Here is a 19,829-nt window from a genome sequence, read left to right on the forward strand (position 1 = left end):
CTCCACGGCGCCCACCGTGCGTCAGGACGGCGACCGTCACCCGGCAGGCCGAGGGGCGGGGCCGACGGGGTTCACACCGATGGCCCCGGGTGCGAGGCTGTGATCGTGAGCCGCATTGAAGCCGCACCCGACGAAGCCCAGGGCAACCTCACCGACCGGCTCCTCGCGGGCCTGCCGGCCGAGGCGGTCCTCGTCGATCCCGATGTCACGTCCTCCTACGCCAACGACATGGCCAGCTTCTGCCCGTCCGGCGCCCCGGCCGTCGTCGTCCTGCCGCGCACGGTGGAACAGGTCCAGCACGTCATGCGCACCGCCACCGAACTACGTGTCCCGGTCGTCCCGCAGGGCGCCCGCACCGGCCTGTCCGGCGCGGCCAACGCCTCCGACGGCTGCATCGTGCTGTCCCTGACCAAAATGGACCGCATCCTGGAGATCAGCCCGGTCGACCGGGTCGCGGTCGTCGAGCCGGGCGTCGTCAACGCCGCGCTCTCCCGCGCGGTGAACGAACACGGCCTGTACTACCCGCCGGACCCCTCCAGTTGGGAGATGTGCACGATCGGCGGCAACATCGGCACCGCCTCCGGCGGCCTGTGCTGCGTGAAGTACGGGGTCACCGCCGAGTACGTGCTCGGTCTGGACGTCGTGCTGGCCGACGGGCGGCTGATGTCCACCGGCCGCCGCACCGCCAAGGGCGTCGCCGGATACGACCTGACCCGCCTGTTCGTCGGCTCCGAGGGCTCGCTCGGCATCGTCGTGCGGGCCGTTCTGGCACTCAGGCCGCAGCCGCCGCAACAGCTCGTGCTGGCCGCCGAGTTCGACTCCGCGGCCGCCGCCTGCGACGCCGTGTGCCGGATCATGGCGGGCGGACATGTGCCCTCCCTGCTCGAACTCATGGACCGTACGACGGTGAAGGCCGTCAACGACCTCGCCCGCATGGGCCTGCCGGAGACCACCGAGGCGCTGCTGCTGGCCGCGTTCGACACGCCGGACCCGGCCGCCGACCTCGCCGCGGTCGGCGCGCTGTGCGAGGCGGCCGGCGCCACCCAGGTCGTCCCCGCCGACGACGCCGCCGAGTCCGAGATGCTGTTGCAGGCGCGGCGGCTGTCGCTCACCGCGCTGGAGGCCGTCAAGGGCACGACGATGATCGACGACGTGTGCGTGCCCCGCTCCCGGCTCGGCGAGATGCTCGAAGGCATCGAACGGATCGCCGAGAAGTACCAGCTCACCATTGGGGTCTGCGCGCACGCGGGCGACGGCAACACCCATCCGACCGTCTGCTTCGACGCGCAGGACCCCGACGAGTCGCGGCGCGCCCGCGAGTCCTTCGACGAGATCATGGCTCTCGGCCTCGAACTCGGCGGCACCATCACCGGCGAGCACGGCGTGGGCGTGCTGAAGAAGGAGTGGCTGGCGCGCGAGATCGGCCCGGTGGGGGTCGAGATGCAGCGGGCGATCAAACAGGCCTTCGACCCGCTGGGCATCCTCAACCCCGGCAAGCTGTTCTGACGCCCCCGCGTTCACTGGGCGAGCAGCCCGGCCAGCTCGTCGTCGATGCCGAGCTGCTCCCCCTCGGTGCCCGGCGGCACCAGGCTCAGCGTGCGCTCCAGCCAGGCCGACACCTGCGCTGCGGACGCCTCCAGCAGGGCCTCGCCGTCGGGCGCGCTCAGTGCCAGCAGCACCACGCTGCGGCCCAGCGCCTTCGACGGCCACACCCGCACGTCGCCGTCCCCGCACGGCCGGAACACCCCCTCCACGAGCAGTTCCCGGGCGAACGTCCAGTGCACGGGGTGCTCGGAGTCGACGTGGAAGACGACGTGCACGGCGTACGGGTCGTCGGTGCGGTAGGCGAGCCGTGCCGGGACGGGGACGCCGCACTCGGGCGACAGGATCAGTCTCAGCTCCAGTTCGCGCTCCACCACGGTGTGCCGCATGGTTCTCTCCTCTCTCCCACGGGCCCCTCGGTGGGCCCGTGTGAGGGAGAGGGCGCTGGACGCCGGGCATTACGCGGGTTGTCCGAACTTTTTCGATCCGGATCTCGCGTGATCGTGAAGTATGTGTACGAGGTTGCCCGGAAAGGAGTGGGTCCGGCCGGACCGGCGGTGCCGGCTGTCCCGGTCTGATAGATGTGGAGGCCCTCAAGACGACCTCCGAGCAGATACGGGACGACGGACATGAGCGCCCCAACCCCGGCACCCGGTGACGACAGGCCACGCGAAGGCTACTACCCGGACCCGTCCATCCCTGGCTACGTCCGGTACTGGAACGGCGCCTCCTGGGTGCCGGGCACCAGCCGCCCGGCACCGACCGACGGCGAGCCGCTCGGACCGCCGCCCGGCGTGCACACCACGGCGGTCCCGGCGGTGGAGGAGACGGGACCGCACTTCTTCGACGAGGACCCCGTCGCCGACCCGAATCCCGCCGCGGCACCGCAGGGCGGCCGGCCCGAACCGGCGTCGGCCTGGGGGGCCGACCGCAACCGGCAGTCCGGCTTCGGCGGCGGCCAGGACCACCGCGTCTCCTGGGGCGCCCCGGCCCCGGCCGACCCGAGGGTGGCCCACACGGCGGACCCCGCACCGGCCGACGCGGATCCGGCACGGGACGGGGGCCGCTCCGACGGCACGTTCGTCTTCCGCCGCCCCACGACCGGCGGCACTCCCGGGACCCCGGGTGACGCCGTCCCCGGCGTTCCGGGACCGGGCACGCCCGTCGACGAGGGCACGATGACCTTCCGCGCGGTGCCTCCCAGGACTCCGGGGGCAGGCACGCCGGGCCTTCCCGGCCAGGGCTCGCCCGGCTCCGGGGTCGCGTCCGGCTCCGGCCTGCCGGGCCCGTCCGGTGGCGCCGGCTTCCCGGGCGGCGCCGGGGCGGCCGGGCCACCCGCTGCCGGTGGGCCCGCCGCGAGCGGTGCCGGCGGTCCCGGTTTCGGGGCCGGAAAGGCCGCCGCCGCGCGGGCGGCGGCCGCGCAGCCGCCCGGCCAGGCCGGGGCCCGGCCCGGTGGTGCCTCCGCACAGGCTCCCGTCCCGGCCGCGCCACCGATGTCCTCCCCCTCGGCCCCGCCCCTTCAGCCCGGCGGGCCGCAGGGCCCCGGCGCTCCCGCCGGGACGCCGCTGGCCAGTGGTGCCGGTGGTGGGCAGTCCTCCTGGGCGCAGCAGGTGCACCGGCTCGCCGGGTCGGGTGAGCAGCAGCCCGTGGCGCCCTGGAAGCCGCCGGTCGAGGACCCGTTCCAGGCGGCGGCACGGCGGCAGGCCTCGGCCCGGCCCGCCGGCCTCGGCAAGCGACTGGCTGCCCGGCTCGTCGACTCGATCGTCCTCGGGGGCGTCACCGCCGTGGCCGCCGTACCGCTCGGCACCAAGGCGATCGACCACGTCAACGGGAAGATCGACGCGGCCCGGCTCTCCGGCCGCACGGTGACGGTCTGGCTCCTGGACGGCACCACGGCGACGTACCTCGGCGTCGTCCTCGCCGTCCTGCTGCTCTTCGGCGTGGTCTACGAGGTGCTGCCCACCGCCAAGTGGGGCCGCACTCTGGGCAAGAAGCTGTGCGGCCTGGAAGTGCGGGACATCGAGGGTCACGAGCCCCCGTCGTTCGGCCCGGCCCTGCGCCGCTGGCTCGTCTGGGGTGTCCCGGGCCTCCTCGGCATCGGTCTGGTGGGCATGGCGTGGTGCCTGTTCGACCGGCCGTGGCGCCAGTGCTGGCACGACAAGGCGGCGCACACGTTCGTGGCGGGCTGACGAGTCCGGCGGGGCGGCTCCGCACGCGCGCCGGACTCATCCGCGCTGGACTCATCCGCGCTGGACTCATCCGCGCTGGACTCATCCACGCCGGACTCGTCCGCGCCGGACTCGTCCGCGCTGGACTCGTCCGCGCCGGCCTTGTCCGTGCCGGTCCCACTCGTGCCGGTCCCCTCCACGCCGGTCCCGCCCACGCCGGTCTCATCCGTACGGCCGCGCAGCGGGTGCGCGGCGGCTGGGCTCGCGATCCACTCGGCGCATGAGCACCGAACCGCCCTCCGGCTCCGGACCGCAGCCCCCTTCCCCCGGGGGAAGGCGATCACCCCACGGCCAGGGTCCGTGGGGCGAGAACGCGCGGGGCGACGACGGGCAGGGCGGCGGCGCGTGGGGCGGCGCCCAGGAAGGCGGGCGGTCGGGCGGCTCCCCGTACTCCGACGACCCGTCAGCAGGCATGCCCCCGCCGCCCGGCGAGCAGCCTCCGCCGCCCGGAGAGCAACCACCCCCCGGCGGCGGGCCACAGGGCGGTGGGCCGTACGGCGGTGGCCCGCAGGGCGGCGGGGGTCCTTACGGTCCGCAGGGCGGCGGCTACGACGGTGGCGGTCCCTACGGCGGAGGCCCGCAGGGCGGCGGTTACGGCGGCGGTCCCTACGGCGGTGACCCGCTCGCCGGTATGCCCCCGCTCGCTGACAGCGGCAAACGCACCCTCGCCCGGATCGTCGACCTGGTCCTGGTCGGCATCGTCGTCACCCTGGTCACCTGGGGCCTGCGGGTCAACGAGTACGCGGTCAACGCCGAGAACGTGCAGGTCGGCAAGTCCGTGGCGCAGTCAGTGGTCGGCGTGGTGCTCTACATGGCCTACGACACCTTCATGATCTCCAGATACGGGCAGACCCTGGGCAAGAAGTGGCTGGGCATGCGGGTGGCCAACCTCGACGACGGCTCCACCCCGTCCGTCCCGACCGCGCTGGCACGCGCGGCGGTGCTCTGGGTGCCCTTCTGGTTCTGCTGCGCCTGCCTGTGGCTGGCGATCAGCGGCGGGTGGAGCTTCTTCGACCGCCCCTACAAGCAGGGCCTGCACGACAAGGTGGCCAAGACGGTGGTGGTCAGCACCGGTTGACCTCGGCCCGGGGCGGCGAGGAGCTTCGCAGGAGGCCGGAGAACGCCGGAGGAGGTCAGGAGGCCGTCGGCCCCCGTACCGGCTCGACTCCGGCCGTGACGGGCTGCCGGTGTGCCCGCGCCCGGACCCGCGTCTGGACCCGTGCCTGCCGGGCGCCGGCCGTCCGGGCGCCGGCCGGCTCGGCCGTGCGTGCCTTCGGCATCGGCACCGTCATCGCGACCAGGAGCCCCAGCGCGAGTGCCGCGAGGGCGATGACCACGATCCCCAGGCCCGAAGTCGTCCGGGACAGCAGCAGCATGGCGAGCGTCGAGAAGATCACGGTGCAGGAACCGTAGGCGAGCTGTGCGGCGGTGGGACGAGGCATGGCAATCGGTCCTCGAAAGTGGGGGTCTCCCCCCGTGCCTCTCGCTGCGGGGGAGGGTGCGGACAGGGATCTGTAGGTGTGACGCGGGCATCGGCCTGGCATTCCGCCGGGTTCCCGGCGGTCCGCCAATCGACTCTATTCGCCTGTGTGCCCGACTGGAACCGCTGGTAAGCACGACCTAACCCATGGTGCCGGTGCACGGGGGGCGCACGGAGTCATGCGGTCCACGGAGTGGACGGGCGCACGCGCCCGCCGGGGCCGTTCGACCCTGGTACACCGGTGTCCGTAAAGCGAACACCCGCTCCATAGTGCACTTGACGGGTTCAAGTCAAGATCTGTTTTTTCTTGCGAACGTCTAGTCGAATGACGTCACTTGACTACACGCGTTCATCGTGCGCGGACCTCTCCATGGCCCATGACCCCCCTTCCGCGCGCACGGACGCGGCTGGGGAGGACCACAAGTGACCAGTAGACGCTGGACGTTCAGAACGACCGCGATCGGTGTCGCGCTCGCGGCGGCCACCGCCACGTTCTCGACGTTCGCCGTGGCGGAGGCCGCGACGACGGCCGACTCCGCTTCCGTGAACCGGCACGACCCGCAGCCGGTGGAGCAGCACTCGCACGACCTCGACGGCCCGCTGAGCAAGACGCAGAAGGCCCAGCGCCAGGAGGCCCTGAGCCAGGTCATCGCCGGCAAGGCCAAGGTGCAGGACCGCAAGGGCTCCAAGGTCGTCGAGCTCAAGGGCAAGAAGGGCGACACCAAGTACGTCGAGCTGGGCCGGGAGAAGACCGACAAGATCTTCACCATCCTGGTCGAGTTCGGCGACAAGACGGACCCGAAGTACGGCGGCACCCCCGGTCCGCTGCACAACGAGATCGCCGCGCCGGATCGCAAGAAGGACAACTCCACGGCCTGGCAGAAGGACTACAACCAGCAGCACTTCCAGGACCTGTACTTCGGCACCGGCAAGAACACGGAGTCGGTGAAGAAGTACTACGAGACCCAGTCCTCGGGCCGCTACTCGGTCGACGGCAAGGTCTCCGACTGGGTCAAGGTGCCCTGGAACGAGGCCCGTTATGGCAACAACGCCTGCGGCTCCACCAACTGCCCGAGCGTGTGGAACATCGTCAGCGACGGTGTGAACGCCTGGGTCGCCCAGCAGAAGGCGGCCGGCCGGACCGACGCCCAGATCAAGGCGGACCTGGCCCAGTACGACCAGTGGGACCGCTACGACTACAACGGCAACGGCAACTTCAACGAGCCCGACGGCTACATCGACCACTTCCAGATCGTGCACGCCGGTGAGGACGAGTCCGCCGGCGGCGGCGCCCAGGGCACCGACGCGATCTGGGCGCACCGCTGGTACGCCTTCGGCACCGACGCCGGCGCCACCGGCCCCGAGTACAACAAGCTCGGCGGCGCGCAGATCGGCAACACCGGCATCTGGGTCGGCGACTACACCATCCAGCCGGAGAACGGCGGCCTCGGCGTCTACGCCCACGAGTACGGCCACGACCTCGGCCTGCCGGACGAGTACGACACCTCCGGCGGCGAGAACTCCACCGGCTTCTGGACGCTGATGTCCTCCGGTTCCTGGCTCGGCCGCGGCAAGGAAGCCATCGGCGACCTGCCCGGCGACATGAACGCCTGGGACAAGCTCCAGCTCGGCTGGCTCAACTACGACGTCGCCAAGGCGGGCGTGAACTCGGCGCACAAGCTGGGTCTGTCCGAGTACAACACCAAGCACCGGCAGGCCGTGGTGGTCTCCCTGCCCGACAAGGCGGTCACCACCACGATCGTCACCCCGGCCCAGGGTGCCACCCAGTGGTGGAGCGGCAGCGCCAACAACCTGAAGAACACCCTGACCCGGTCCGTGGACCTCACCGGCAAGAAGTCGGCCGCCCTCACCCTTGACGGCTGGTACGACATCGAGGCCAACTACGACTTCCTCTACACCGAGGTCTCCACCGACGGCGGCGCCAACTACACCGTCCTCGACGGCACCGTGAACGGCCAGCCGATCCCGCGCGACGGCAGCGGCAACCCGGCCCTGCACGGCACGGTCGACGGCTGGAAGAACCTGTCGTACTCCCTGGACGCCTACGCGGGTCAGAAGGTCCTGCTCCGCTTCCGCTACCAGACCGACGGCGGAGTGGCGCTGAAGGGCTTCACGGCCGACCGGATCACGCTGACCGCGGACGGCTCGGTGGTCTTCGCGGACGACGCCGAGAGCGCGGACCCGGCGTGGACGGCGAACGGCTTCTCCCGCATCGGCGCGTCCTTCACCAAGGACTACAAGCAGTACTACATCGCCGAGAACCGCCAGTACGTGTCGTACGACACCACGCTGCAGACCGGCCCGTACAACTTCGGCTTCGCCGACCGTCCGGACTGGGTCGAGCACTTCCCGTACCAGAACGGCCTGCTGATCTGGAAGTGGGACACCTCCGAGGCCGACAACAACACCAGCAAGCACCCGGGCACCGGCCGGATCCTCCCGGTCGACTCGCACCCGGACGCGCTGCGGTGGTCCGACGGCACGCTGATGCGCAACCGCATCCAGACCTACGACTCGACGTTCAGCCTGTACGGCACGGACGGCATCACGCTGCACAAGGCGGGCGTCACGACCAAGATCAAGTCGTCGAAGGGGGTGTCGGTCTTCAACGACCGCGCCAACACCTACTACGACCCCGCGAACCCGGCCGGCGGTGTCAAGATCACTGACACCAACACCAAGATCAAGATCACCAAGGAGGCCAAGGACGGCTCCACGATGGAGATCGAGGTCGGCGGCGCGCTGAAGTAATCAGCGTTTACGCAGGTCAAGCGCACATCGGCGGCAACCCCCTGGCGGGTTGCCGCCGATCGTGTTTAGGTGCGTCCTGTGACCCGCTTATTGACACCGACCGGAACGGGGGAGTGACCGCATGGCCGCAGGAGGTTTCTGCAAGCTGCCGAACGGCACCGTGGTGGTGGCGCTGAACCTGCCCAGCCCCACCCTCGACGGCGCCGGCGGCGTGCGCGTGCTCGTCCACGCGCACAACCGCGCCCGGGCCCTGACCCGGCTGCGCAACCTGGGCCTGCGCGCGGTCTACCTGCGGGGCAACGCGGCCCCGCCGACCCCGGACGAGGTCACCGCGGTCCTGCACCACCCCGACGGCCTGATATGGCGTACGTCACCCGGTGACACCGTGGGCGCCCCGGAGCTGTGGCACCCGATCAGAGCCCTGCTGCGCAGACCGGCCGCACACCGACAGGCGTCGTGACAGGCACCGGCAGGCGTCGCGCGAGCCCGTCCCGGTCAGGGCCCGGACAGGACCTGGACGGGACCTGGGGAGGGAGGGGCAGGCGCGGACCATCTCGGGCCGCCTCGGACCGGTCGCTCCCTGATCCGGCCTGATCCAAGCGAAAGACCCTAGGCGACGACCGGCTTGCCCATGAGCTCGACGCCCGCCCGCCGCAGCTCCTCCAGTGCCCGTTCGGTGGTCGCCTGGGTCACCCCGGCGGTGAGGTCCAGGAGCACCTGGGTGCGGAAGCCCTCCTGCACGGCGTCCAGGGCGGTGGCGCGCACGCAGTGGTCCGTGGCGATCCCGACCACGTCCACCTCGTCGATGTGCCGGGCCCTGAGCCAGTCGGCCAGCGGCTCGCCGTTCTCGTCGGTGCCCTCGAAGCCGCTGTAGGCCGCCGAGTAGGCGCCCTTGTCGAAGACCGCGTCGACGGCTCCGGAGGCGACGGCCGGGGCGAAGTTCGGGTGGAAGCCCACGCCCTCCGTGCCCGCGACACAGTGCGCGGGCCAGGAACGGACGAAGTCGGGGTTGTCGGCGAAGTGACCGCCGGGCGCGATGTGGTGGTCCCGGGTCGCCACCACGTGCCGGTAGCCCGCGGGAGCCTGCCCGATGAGCTCGGTGATCGCGGCGGCGACGTCGGCGCCCCCGGCCACCGCGAGGCTGCCCCCCTCGCAGAAGTCGTTCTGCACATCGACGACGATCAAGGCGCGGCGCATGGTCGGTGTCCTTCGGTTGTCGGATCGGCGGGCGGAGGGGACGCGGGTCCGGTCGTGAGGCCACGGTCCCGGCGGATCCGCCACTCGGACGTGCGGGGACTTTCGGGGGCGTACCGAAGCGGGGGCACGCGCTTTAGCTACCCGAGCCCGTGTGGACGTACTCCGTCGGAAGGACGGGTTCCCCTCGGGAGAGCTGGGTCGCCGACAGCGGCAGGTTGGCGCGGGCGGTCGCGTGCCGGTCCCGGGCGGCGTCCAGCGGCTCGCGGGCGACCACCTCGCCGCCCTTGACCAGCTCCACCAGGAGCTGCCGGCCGGCCAGCCGGTCCGGCACCGGGCCGGTGCCCACGACCTCCGCCTCCGCGACCCCGTGCGCGTCCAGCCGGCGCGCCGCCCACTTGCGGCCGCCGACGGAGGTCTTGCCGCCGGTGGACTTCTTCGCCACCGGCACCAGCGGCGCCCCGGCGTCGCCGGTCTCGGCGCGCGCGACCAGCTTGTAGACCATGGACGCCGTCGGGTGGCCGGAGCCGGTGACCAGCTGGGTGCCGACGCCGTAGGCGTCCACGGGCGCCGCCGCCAGCGAGGCGATGGCGTACTCGTCCAGGTCCGAGGTGACGATGATCTTCGTGTCCCGGGCGCCCAGCTCGTCGAGCTGCTGGCGCACCCGGTGCGCGACCAGCAGCAGGTCGCCGGAGTCGATGCGCACCGAGCCCAGCTCGGGCCCGGCGATCTCGACGGCCGTACGGACCGCCTCGGTCACGTCGTAGGTGTCCACGAGCAGGGTGGTGTCCCGGCCGAGCGAGTCCACCTGCGCCTGGAAGGCGTCCCGCTCCCTGTCGTGCAGCAGGGTGAAGGCGTGGGCGGAGGTGCCCACCGTCGGGATGTTGTAGCGGAAGCCGGCGGCCAGGTCGGAGGTGGAGGTGAAGCCGCCGAGGTAGGCGGCCCGGGAGGCGGCGACCGCGGCCAGCTCGTGGGTGCGGCGGGCGCCCATCTCGATCAGCGGGCGGCCGCCGGCGGCCGAGGCCATCCGGGAGGCGGCGGCCGCGATCGCCGAGTCGTGGTTGAGGATCGACAGGATCACGGTCTCCAGCAGCACGCACTCGCCGAACGACCCCTCCACCCGCATGATCGGCGAACCCGGGAAGTACACCTCGCCCTCGGGGTAGCCGCAGATGTCCCCGCCGAACCGGTAGTCGGCGAGCCATTCGAGGGTCGGCTCGTCCACCACCCGGCGCTCGCGCAGGAAGGCGAGGACGTCCGCGTCGAAGCGGAAGTTCTCCACCGCGTCCAGCACCCGCCCGGTGCCGCCCACGACCCCGTAGCGGCGTCCGTCGGGCAGCCGCCGGGTGAAGACCTCGAAGACGCTGCGCCGCCCGGCCGTCCCGCCCTTCAGAGCGGCCTGGAGCATCGTCAGCTCGTAGTGATCGGTGAACAGAGCCGTCGAGGGAACGTCCACCGGCAGCCCAAGGTCCGCAACGCCCACCGAAGCTCTCCTAGACATGTCGCGCGGGTGCCCCCGGCGTCGGCCGGGGGTCCGGGGGCCGTCCCCGGATGATGCCTGGCGAAGAATCGTACTCCCATTTCGTCAGACTGACGATTTAGCCCTCCGTTTATGCGAGTACCCCCTCGGGGTGGCAGCATGGGCCGTGTGACGGCAGCCGCACCCATCGAGATCGAGAAGACCGAGTCGGCGGAGGAGGTCTTTGCCGTACCCGAACCCGACGTGCCCTGGGTGACGATCGTCCACAACGACCCCGTCAATCTCATGAGCTATGTGACGTACGTCTTCCAGACGTACTTCGGCTACTCCAAGGACAAGGCCACCAAGCTCATGCTCGACGTCCACCACAAAGGCCGGGCCATCGTCTCCAGCGGAACCCGTGAGGAGATGGAACGGGACGTTCAGGCCATGCACGGCTATGGTCTGTGGGCCACCCTCCAGCAGGACCGGAAGTAGCGAACTCCCTCCATGCCAGGAACCTTCGAACCGCTCCCCGGCGGCGGTGCGTCCGTCGCCCTCGACGACGTCGAGATCTCCATCATCCGCTCGCTGGCCGTGCAGCTCCTCGAGCTCATCGGTCCCGGCCCCGCCGAGGACACCCCCGCCGACCCGCTCGCCGAGCTGTTCGCCGAGGGTCCGAGCGAACCGCCGTCCGACCCCGTGCTCAAGCGGCTCTTCCCGGACGCCTACCGCGACCCCGAGACTCCCGGCAACCCCCAGGAGGCCGCCGAGCAGCGCGCCCACTCCGCCGAGTTCCGCCGCTACACCGAGAACGACCTGCGGGCCGGCAAGCGCGAGAACGCCCTCGCGGTGATCCACTCGCTCAACGCGCTCACCCCCGGCGAAGGCGGCCTGGCGGAGCTGGAGCTGACGCCGGCCGAGTCCCAGCGGTGGCTCGGCGCGCTCAACGACCTGCGCCTCGCCATCGGCTCCCGGCTGGAGATCACCGACGAGGACGACACGGACGACTTCTACCGGCTGCCGGACGAGGATCCGCGCAAGCCGATGGTGATGGCCTACCTCTGGCTGGGCGGGCTCCAGGAGACCCTCGTCTCCACTCTCATGCCGTAGCCCCGCGCCTCTCATGCCGTAGCCCCGCGCCTCTCGCGCCGCGGTCCCGCGCCTCTCGCCGTGGTCCCATGCCGTGATCCACCCGGCTCATGCCGTGATCCACCCGGTATATCCGGATTTCGCGTTCGCTCAGAGGACGCTCAAATCCGGATAACGATCGCGTCACTGCGACGGCCGGGTATGGGTGCGCTCTGCGCGCTTCGTCCCCTTCTTCCCGTGGGATGCATCACACAACTCCCCGTCGATCAGTGTTGCGGCCGTGATAAATCTTCACGACCGCCCGGCGGACACCACCCATGTCCGGCCGGGTGCGCCACCGAGCCGGCAACAGCCGGCCAGGCACAGCGGAACCGGGGAGACCCGGGCACGCACTCCATCAATCCGGGGGGATCGAAACCCGATCCGGGGCCGACCGAGGGCCCGGGGTCGGCATGGAGAAAGGCGCACACCACATGACCTCACCGCAGGTCACGGAAGCCCCCGAAGAGGGGTACGAGCGAGGACTCGGCAGCCGCCAGGTCCAGATGATCGCCATCGGCGGCGCCATCGGCGTCGGCCTCTTCCTGGGTGCAGGGGCGAACATCGCCAAGGCCGGACCAAGCCTCATCGTCATGTACGCCCTCGCGGGCCTGATCATCTTCTTCATCATGCGAGCGCTCGGCGAGCTCCTGCTGTACCGCCCCGTCTCGGGCTCCTTCGCGGAGTACTCCCGCGAGTTCCTCGGCCCGTTCTTCGGCTTCTTCACCGGCTGGACGTACTGGCTGATGTGGGTGGTGACCGGAATGGCCGAGCTGACGGCCGCCGCGATCTACGTCCACTACTGGTTCCCCGCCATCCCGCAGTGGGTGACCGCGCTGGTGTTCCTGGTGGTCCTGTTCGTGGCCAACCTGATCTCCGTGAAGGTCTTCGGCGAGATCGAGTTCTGGTTCTCGATGGTCAAGGTCACCGCCCTCATCGGCATGATCGTGATCGGTCTCGGCGTCCTCACCTTCGGCTTCAGCGCCGCCGGCGACACCGCCACCGTCAGCAACCTCTGGGAGTTCGACGGCTTCTTCCCCAAGGGCGTCGGCTCCTCCCTGATGACTCTCCAGGGCGTGATGTTCGCCTACCTCGCCGTCGAACTGGTCGGCGTCACCGCGGGCGAGTCCGAGGACCCGGAGAAGACCCTCCCCAAGGCGATCAACACCCTGCCCTGGCGGATCGCCCTGTTCTACGTCGGCGCCCTCACCGTCATCCTGTGCGTGGTGAAGTGGACCGAGTTCGCCCCGGGCGTCAGCCCCTTCGTGAAGGCGTTCGCGGTCATCGGCATCCCGGCCGGCGCGGGCATCGTGAACTTCGTGGTGCTCACCGCGGCCCTGTCCTCCTGCAACTCCGGCATGTACTCCACCGGCCGCATGCTGCGCACCCTCGCGGACAACGGCGAGGCCCCCCGCTTCTTCAGCCGCCTGTCGACCTCCAAGACCCCGGCGCTGGGCATCACCGTCTCCGTCGCCTTCATGGGCATCGGCGTCGTGCTGAACTACATCGTCCCGGAAAAGGCCTTCGGCTATGTCACCTCCGTCGCCACCGCGGCCGGCATCTGGACCTGGCTGATGATCCTGATCAGCCACGTCCTGTACCGCCGGGGCGTCGAGTCGGGGCGGCTGCGCGCCTCCTCCTTCCCGGCCCCCGGCGGCTCCAAGTGCTCCTACGTCGCCATCGCGTTCCTGCTCTTCGTCACCGGCCTGATCGCGTACGACGCCGACTCCCGCGTCTGCCTGTACGTGATGGCCGCGTGGGCCGCCGCCCTCGCCATCGGCTGGGCGGTCCTCAAGAACCGCAACCCGCAGGTCGCCGACCCCCGCGAGCCGCAGCTCGAGAAGGTCGGCTGACCCCGCGGGGTTCCCGGACCGGACGTCCCGGCAGGAGCGGGCCCCCCAACCCGCTCCCGCGGCCGCTCAGGATGTCCGCAATGTGGGCCGTTCCGTACCGAACTCCGGTACGGAACGGCCCGCCTGTCTATGCTGGCCGCCATGCTGACCCTTACCCAGGCCCTCTACGACCAGATCGTCGCCCACGCCCGCAAGGACCACCCGGACGAGGCGTGCGGCGTCGTGGCCGGACCCGTGGGCTCCGGCCGGCCCGAGCGGTTCATCCCCATGGCGAACGCGGCCCGCTCGCCCACCTTCTACGAGTTCGGCTCGCAGGACCTGCTCAAGCTCTACCGGGAAATGGACGACCTGGACGAGGAGCCGGTGATCGTCTACCACTCGCACACCGCGACCGAGGCCTACCCCTCCCGCACCGACATCAGCTACGCCAACGAGCCCGGCGCGCACTACGTGCTGGTCTCCACCGCCGACACCGACGGGCTCGGCGAGTTCCAGTTCCGCTCGTTCCGCATCGTCGAGGGCGAGGTCACGGAGGAGGAGGTCAAGGTGGTGGAGGCGTACTGATCGGGGAACGTCTCGCGACGTGGATGGAAAGTGTCCGCGTGACGAGATCACACTCCGGGTCCCGGACCGGGAATCGATACGATGACCGCATGGTTTTCCACGACGTGAGCGACAAGACGCCGGGCATGCTGCTCGTGGCGCGGCTGCACGTCGACCTGTGCAGGCTGAACAGCGCCATCTGTTGACGTTCCGCGCCGCCGCACGGCCGTGAGGGCCGCGGCGCTCCCCCAGTGCCGAAAGCCCGGGGGCAACCCCTACGGTGCGCCCGGCCGCGTCCGAGCCGGGGGATCCACCCCGACGACATCCTTACCGACAGGAGCCCGCAACCATGGCCATCGAGGTCCGCATCCCCACCATCCTCCGCCAGTACACCGACGGCCAGAAGGCCGTGGACGGCAACGGGGAGACCCTCGCCGAGCTCTTCGCCGACCTCGAGACCCGGCACCCGGGCATCCAGGCCCGGATCGTCGACCAGGCGAACGGCGAGCAGCTGCGCCGCTTCGTCAACGTCTACCTGAACGACGAGGACGTGCGCTTCCTGGACGGTATCTCCACCAAGCTCGCCGACGGTGACAACGTGACGATCCTGCCGGCCGTCGCCGGCGGCATGCGCTGATCGGTCGCTGATCAGAGATGCGTTACGACTCCCCGCTGGCCGCGGTGGGCAACACCCCCCTGGTGTGCCTGCCGCGGCTGTCGCCGTCGGCCGACGTCCGCATCTGGGCGAAGCTGGAGGACCGCAACCCGACCGGCTCGATCAAGGACCGGCCCGCCCTGCACATGATCGAGCAGGCGGAGAAGGACGGCCGGCTCACCCCGGGCTGCACGATCCTCGAACCCACCTCCGGCAACACCGGCATCTCGCTGGCCATGGCGGCCAAGCTCAAGGGCTACCGCATGGTGTGCGTGATGCCCGAGAACACCTCGCAGGAGCGCCGGGACCTGCTCGGCATGTGGGGAGCGCAGATCATCTCCTCCCCGGCCGCGGGTGGTTCCAACACCGCCGTGCGCGTCGCCAAGGAACTGGCCGCCGAGCACCCGGACTGGGTGATGCTCTACCAGTACGGCAACCCGGACAACGCCGGTGCCCACTACGCCACCACCGGTCCCGAGATCCTCGCCGACCTGCCCTCGATCACGCACTTCGTCGCGGGCCTCGGCACCACGGGCACCCTCATGGGCGTCGGCCGCTACCTGCGCGAGCACAAGCCGGACGTGAAGATCGTCGCCGCCGAGCCGCGCTACGACGACCTGGTGTACGGCCTGCGCAACCTCGACGAGGGCTTCGTCCCCGAGCTCTACGACGCCTCCGTCCTCACCACCCGCTACTCGGTCGGCTCGGCCGACGCGGTCACCCGCACCCGTGAACTCCTCCAGCAGGAGGGCATCTTCGCGGGCGTCTCCACGGGCGCCGCGCTGCACGCGGCGATCGGCGTCGGGAAGAAGGCGCTGAAGGCGGGCGAGAGCGCCGACATCGTGTTCATCGTCGCCGACGGCGGCTGGAAGTACCTCTCCACCGGCGTCTACACCGCGGCCACCACCGAGGAGGCCATCGTGACCCTCCAGGGCCAGCTCTGGGCGTAGGTTCTGCCGCCCACCCCCGGTCCGTCCCCTATCTGTGTGCGTGGAGCCCCGGCCGTCGTATCGGCCGGGGCTCCGGCGTGCGTGGGGGACGGGATCCTGATGTGCTGGAGAAACGTCACACCGGCAGAAGGACAGGGCACGGCACCCCGGGCACAGCAGAAAGGCGGCCGACCCCATGCGCCGTTCGACGCTTCACGGCACCACCGTCGCCGCCGCGGCGGCGACCCTGCTCCTCGTCGGCTGCGGCGCACAGCACGACGGCGCGGGCTCCGGCAAGGACGGCACCCCCACCCGGCCGACGACCGCGCCCGCTTCCCCGCCCGGATCCGCCCCCTCGGCGTCCGCGACCGGGACCGCCCCGGCCTCCTCCGACCGCCCCGCCCCCAGCTGCACGGACCGCGCCGAACTCACCGCCGCCGACTCCGGGCGCACCCTCTGCCTGACCGTCGGCGGGCAGGTGCGCCTCACCCTGGACGGCACCGAGGACCGGCCCTGGACACCGGTCAGGTCCAGCGGCTCCGCCCTGCGGGCCGCCAACGCCGGCATCGTGATCCTGCCGGGCGACGCCGTCGCCGCGTTCGACGCCGTCACGCCCGGAACGGCCCGGCTGACCTCCACCCGCCCACTGTGCGCGGCGGGCCCCGGCCGGATCGCGTGCCAGGGCATCCGGCAGTGGACGGTCACCGTGCGGGTGACAGGGCCGTGAGCCCGACGCGCCACGACCCACGGACACGGCAGCGCCGCGCCCGCCCCACTCGGCTGGGCCGGGCTCGTCCCATTCGGCCGGGCCACGTCCGTCCTGTTCGGCTGGGCCGCGTGCGCTGCGTTCGGTGGGGCCGTGTTCGTCCTGTTCGGCTGGGCCGCGCCTGCTCTGTTTGGTCGGGCCGTGCCTGCCCTGTTCGGCCGAGTTGCGCCCGTTCCGTCCGCTCAGGCCGTGTTCGCCCTGTTCAGCCGGCCCGCGTCCGTTCCGTTCAGCCCGCCAGGTATCGCACCTGGTCCCAGAGGATCGGGTCCACGACCCCCACCCGGCGGCGGAAGTCCCACACCGGTACCTCCCGGACCTCGTCGGTCTCCAGAAAGCTGGTCCGGCCCTGCGTGTCCCCGACCGAGCCCGGCGGCAGCGGGATCACTCCGGACCGCTCGTCGTGGTATCTGCTGGTGATCTCCGCGACCCTGGCGCGCTTGCCGTGCACCGCCAGAACCAGACAGGGCCGGTCCTTCGCCCCCGGCCCGTCGCCATGGGGCACGCTGGCCCACCAGATCTCCGCGGGCTGCGGACGCGCCGCGGTACGGCGGCCGGTCAGGCGGCCGGGACGTGACCTTCTCGGAGGCCTGCGACCCCGTCCCCAGCCGTCGACGAGCGTGGCGACGAGCGCGAGCAGCACCACCGCCGCGAGCGCCAGCCACCAGGACGTGTCCACAACCATGACGTTACCGGCGTGCGACCCTCGGTGCGCGCCCTTCAACGCTCCCCATGCGCCCCAGGTCCAGCCGAACCGGTGACACCACAGGTGAGTTCGCCCACAACAGCCCTTACCGGAGGAGCGACCGGACGTATCCCGCCTTACGCTCGACGGACCGCACGACCCCCGTCACCTTCCTCTCTGAAGTTTTCCCGCCAGCGGAGGTTTCTGCTTCATGAAGCTCACCGTCGTCGGCTGCTCGGGGTCGTTCCCGTCCGCGGAATCGGCCTGCTCGAGCTACCTCGTCGAGGCCGACGGCTTCCGGCTGCTTCTCGACCTGGGCAACGGCGCCCTGGGCGAGCTGCAGCGCCACTGCGGTCTCTACGACCTCGACGCCATCTTTCTGAGTCATCTGCACGCCGACCACTGCATCGACATGCTCGGCTACTTCGTCGCGCGCTACTACCGGTACGACGGAGGCCGCTGCGACCCCATCCCGGTGTACGGGCCCGAGGGCACCGAGCACCGGCTGACCACCGCCTACGCCGACACCCCCACGGCCTCCTCGATGAGCGAGGTCTTCGACTTCCACACGGTCAAGCCCGGCACCTTCGAGATCGGTCCCTTCACCGTGCACACCGAGCGGGTGGCCCACCCCGTGGAGGCCTACGCCATCCGCGTCGAGCACGGCGGGCGGGCGCTGACGTACTCCGGGGACACCGGGGTGAGCAAGGCGCTGGAGGAACTCGCCCGGGACAGCGACCTCTTCCTGTGCGAGGCCGCCTTCACGGACGGCAAGGAGAACATCCCCGATCTGCACCTCAACGGCCGCGAGGCAGGTGAGACCGCCGCGCGCGCCAAAGTCCGCCGCCTGGTCCTCACCCACATCCCCCCGTGGACCGACCCGCGGATCAACCTCGCCGACGCGCGCGCGGCCTACGCAGGCCCGGTGGAGCTGGCGGCGCCCGGAGCGTCGTACGACATCTAGGGTTTTTGTTTGGATCAGGCCGGATCAGGGCGCGGTGCCAGGGCCCGCGAGCCCGGCGTGATCCAAACGAGAGGCCCTGGGCCCAGGACACGAAAGGCCCCCGGAGTCATGGAACTCCGGGGGCCTTCTCACGTCGTGGCCGGGCTCACGCCTTGGTGAGCGCCTCGGTCTCCTCCTCGGGCTCACGGCCGGGGGTGGGGAGGTTGAACTTGATGATGGCGAAGCGGAACACCGTGTAGTAGATCGCCGCGAACACCAGGCCGATCGGGATGATCAGCCATGGCTTGGTCGCCAGGTTCCAGTTGAGGGCGTAGTCGATGAAGCCGGCGGAGAAGGTGAAGCCGGCGTGCACGCCGAGCGCCCAGGTGATCGCCATGGAGGCGGCGGTCAGCACCGCGTGGATCGCGTAGAGCAACGGCGCGATGAACATGAACGCGAACTCGATCGGCTCGGTCACACCGGTCACGAAGGAGGTGAGCGCGAGCGAGACCATCATGCCCGTCACGACCTTGCGCCGCTCGGGACGGGCGCAGTGGGCGATCGCGAGGGCGGCGGCCGGCAGACCGAACATCATGATCGGGAAGAAGCCCGACATGAACTGACCGGCGGTCGGGTCACCGGCGAAGAAGCGGTTGAGGTCGCCGTGGACCATGTCACCGGCCGCGTTCTTGAAGTCGCCGATCTGGAACCAGGAGACCGTGTTGACGAACTGGTGCATGCCGACCGGGATCAGCGCGCGGTTGATCAGACCGAACAGGCCGGCGCCGAGAGCGCCGAGGCCGGTGATCCACTCGCCGAGGTTGGAGATCCCCTCACCGATCGGCTCCCAGACCAGGCCGAAGAAGACACCCATCGCGGTGCCGACGAACGCCATGATGATCGGCACCAGCCGGCGGCCGTTGAAGAAGCCGAGCCAGTCCACGAGCTTCTTGCGGTGGTAGCGCTGCCACAGCACCGCCGACAGCAGACCCATCAGGATGCCGCCGAGCACCCCGGGGTTGTTGTAGGTGGCCTCGACTATCTTCCCGCCCTCGATGTGCTGCTCGGTCAGCGGGAAGGCCTTCAGGACGTTGCTGTAGACCAGGAAACCGACCAGCGCGGCCAGCGCGGTGGAGCCGTCCGACTTCTTGGCGAAACCGATCGCGACGCCGAGGCAGAACAGCATCGGCAGGTTGTCGAAGATCGCGCCGCCGGCCGTGGCGAACACCGCCGTGACCTTGTCGGGCAGGTGCAGCTTGTCCTGCACGTCCTGCTGGCCCAGACGCAGCAGGATGCCCGCGGCCGGCAGCACGGCGATCGGCAGCTGAAGGCTGCGGCCGACCTTCTGAAGGCCCTGGAACAGGCCGGAACCCCGCTTTTTCGCGGGCGCCGCCGTCGATGTCGCGCTGGCGGTGGTCATGACGTCCTCCATCGGGTGGTGGTCTACACCACTCACTGGTGTAGACCTGTTGTAGCACGATGAAGGGGGCCCCGGAACCCGCGATTCTCGCGACCGGACCACTACGCACCGTGTGGATTTGGGGTCAGAGTCGGTAATGAAGGGCAAGCGGTGGGCGTCGAGCCTCGTTTTGGTCCCCGTGCCTACGCTGGTGTAGACCAGTCGGCGGACGGTTCCGCTGCCATGAGCGCAC

Annotated in this window: 20 protein-coding genes; 14 read left to right on the top strand and 6 right to left on the bottom strand. The window is 70.7% G+C overall.

Going from position 1 to position 19,829, the window contains the following annotated elements:
* The first annotated feature begins 99 nt into the window (after nt 1-99).
* Complete coding sequence (locus tag TNCT6_RS19280) at nt 100-1,506, top strand: FAD-binding oxidoreductase (protein WP_141360539.1); 1,407 nt, start codon at nt 100-102, stop codon at nt 1,504-1,506.
* An 11-nt stretch (nt 1,507-1,517) separates the two neighbouring features.
* Here TNCT6_RS19280 and TNCT6_RS19285 read toward each other — a convergent pair whose 3' ends face one another.
* Entirely contained in the window at nt 1,518-1,931 is a 414-nt protein-coding gene (locus TNCT6_RS19285) for an SsgA family sporulation/cell division regulator (RefSeq protein ID WP_141360540.1), read from the bottom strand.
* A 240-nt stretch (nt 1,932-2,171) separates the two neighbouring features.
* Here TNCT6_RS19285 and TNCT6_RS19290 point away from each other — a divergent pair, with 240 nt between their 5' ends.
* A complete protein-coding gene (locus tag TNCT6_RS19290) occupies nt 2,172-3,731 on the top strand; it encodes an RDD family protein (RefSeq protein ID WP_141360541.1) in 1,560 nt (519 codons plus the stop codon).
* 259 nt (nt 3,732-3,990) lie between these two features.
* A complete protein-coding gene (locus tag TNCT6_RS19295; protein ID WP_141360542.1) occupies nt 3,991-4,848 on the top strand; it encodes an RDD family protein in 858 nt (285 codons plus the stop codon).
* Between the two features lie 55 nt (nt 4,849-4,903).
* On the opposite strand, the gene TNCT6_RS19300 is transcribed toward TNCT6_RS19295, so the two are convergent.
* Nucleotides 4,904-5,212, bottom strand: coding sequence for a hypothetical protein (locus tag TNCT6_RS19300; protein ID WP_141360543.1), 309 nt, complete (start codon nt 5,210-5,212; stop codon nt 4,904-4,906).
* Between the two features lie 461 nt (nt 5,213-5,673).
* Here TNCT6_RS19300 and TNCT6_RS19305 point away from each other — a divergent pair, with 461 nt between their 5' ends.
* Nucleotides 5,674-8,022: an immune inhibitor A domain-containing protein gene (locus TNCT6_RS19305; RefSeq protein WP_141360544.1), complete on the top strand. Its 2,349-nt coding sequence runs from the start codon at nt 5,674-5,676 to the stop codon at nt 8,020-8,022.
* Nucleotides 8,023-8,143: 121 nt separating this feature from the next.
* Nucleotides 8,144-8,482, top strand: a complete 339-nt coding sequence (locus TNCT6_RS19310) for a hypothetical protein (RefSeq protein ID WP_141360545.1) — start codon at nt 8,144-8,146, stop codon at nt 8,480-8,482.
* A gap of 149 nt (nt 8,483-8,631) precedes the next feature.
* Here the strand turns inward: TNCT6_RS19310 and TNCT6_RS19315 are convergent, their stop codons facing one another.
* Together TNCT6_RS19315 and TNCT6_RS19320 are read right to left on the bottom strand one after the other, a co-directional pair.
* Nucleotides 8,632-9,219, bottom strand: coding sequence for an isochorismatase family protein (locus TNCT6_RS19315; protein ID WP_141360546.1), 588 nt, complete (start codon nt 9,217-9,219; stop codon nt 8,632-8,634).
* Nucleotides 9,220-9,352: 133 nt separating this feature from the next.
* Nucleotides 9,353-10,699, bottom strand: a complete 1,347-nt coding sequence (locus tag TNCT6_RS19320; RefSeq protein WP_141360547.1) for a nicotinate phosphoribosyltransferase — start codon at nt 10,697-10,699, stop codon at nt 9,353-9,355.
* A 156-nt stretch (nt 10,700-10,855) separates the two neighbouring features.
* Here TNCT6_RS19320 and clpS point away from each other — a divergent pair, with 156 nt between their 5' ends.
* The 8 genes from clpS (at nt 10,856) to TNCT6_RS19365 (ending at nt 16,513) form a co-directional block, all read left to right on the top strand.
* A complete protein-coding gene (gene clpS, locus TNCT6_RS19325) occupies nt 10,856-11,173 on the top strand; it encodes an ATP-dependent Clp protease adapter ClpS (RefSeq protein WP_141360548.1) in 318 nt (105 codons plus the stop codon).
* A gap of 12 nt (nt 11,174-11,185) precedes the next feature.
* On the top strand, nt 11,186-11,788 hold the full coding sequence (locus TNCT6_RS19330; RefSeq protein ID WP_141360549.1) for a DUF2017 domain-containing protein: 603 nt from the start codon (nt 11,186-11,188) through the stop codon (nt 11,786-11,788).
* 452 nt (nt 11,789-12,240) lie between these two features.
* The gene (locus TNCT6_RS19340) at nt 12,241-13,659 is read left to right on the top strand and encodes an amino acid permease (RefSeq protein WP_141360550.1); all 1,419 of its coding nucleotides are present in this window, start codon (nt 12,241-12,243) and stop codon (nt 13,657-13,659) included.
* A 141-nt stretch (nt 13,660-13,800) separates the two neighbouring features.
* Nucleotides 13,801-14,223, top strand: coding sequence for a Mov34/MPN/PAD-1 family protein (locus TNCT6_RS19345; protein ID WP_141360551.1), 423 nt, complete (start codon nt 13,801-13,803; stop codon nt 14,221-14,223).
* Nucleotides 14,224-14,312: 89 nt separating this feature from the next.
* Nucleotides 14,313-14,408, top strand: coding sequence for a putative leader peptide (locus tag TNCT6_RS42085; RefSeq protein ID WP_348638506.1), 96 nt, complete (start codon nt 14,313-14,315; stop codon nt 14,406-14,408).
* Nucleotides 14,409-14,551: 143 nt separating this feature from the next.
* Nucleotides 14,552-14,839 (top strand): MoaD/ThiS family protein, encoded by a 288-nt coding sequence (locus TNCT6_RS19355; protein ID WP_141360553.1) that lies wholly within the window; start codon nt 14,552-14,554, stop codon nt 14,837-14,839.
* 17 nt (nt 14,840-14,856) lie between these two features.
* Nucleotides 14,857-15,807: a PLP-dependent cysteine synthase family protein gene (locus TNCT6_RS19360; protein WP_141360554.1), complete on the top strand. Its 951-nt coding sequence runs from the start codon at nt 14,857-14,859 to the stop codon at nt 15,805-15,807.
* A gap of 175 nt (nt 15,808-15,982) precedes the next feature.
* The gene (locus tag TNCT6_RS19365; RefSeq protein ID WP_141360555.1) at nt 15,983-16,513 is read left to right on the top strand and encodes a hypothetical protein; all 531 of its coding nucleotides are present in this window, start codon (nt 15,983-15,985) and stop codon (nt 16,511-16,513) included.
* Between the two features lie 265 nt (nt 16,514-16,778).
* Here TNCT6_RS19365 and TNCT6_RS19370 read toward each other — a convergent pair whose 3' ends face one another.
* A complete protein-coding gene (locus TNCT6_RS19370) occupies nt 16,779-17,228 on the bottom strand; it encodes a type II toxin-antitoxin system PemK/MazF family toxin (RefSeq protein WP_141360556.1) in 450 nt (149 codons plus the stop codon).
* A 217-nt stretch (nt 17,229-17,445) separates the two neighbouring features.
* On the opposite strand from TNCT6_RS19370, the gene TNCT6_RS19375 reads away from it, so the two are divergent.
* Nucleotides 17,446-18,198 carry an MBL fold metallo-hydrolase gene (locus TNCT6_RS19375; RefSeq protein ID WP_141360557.1) on the top strand — a complete coding sequence of 251 codons (753 nt, stop codon included), beginning with the start codon at nt 17,446-17,448 and terminating at the stop codon, nt 18,196-18,198.
* A gap of 145 nt (nt 18,199-18,343) precedes the next feature.
* On the opposite strand, the gene TNCT6_RS19380 is transcribed toward TNCT6_RS19375, so the two are convergent.
* The gene (locus TNCT6_RS19380; RefSeq protein ID WP_141360558.1) at nt 18,344-19,597 is read right to left on the bottom strand and encodes a PTS transporter subunit EIIC; all 1,254 of its coding nucleotides are present in this window, start codon (nt 19,595-19,597) and stop codon (nt 18,344-18,346) included.
* Nucleotides 19,598-19,829 lie beyond the last annotated feature (232 nt).

This window comes from Streptomyces sp. 6-11-2 (assembly GCF_006540305.1).
Classification (GTDB): domain Bacteria; phylum Actinomycetota; class Actinomycetes; order Streptomycetales; family Streptomycetaceae; genus Streptomyces.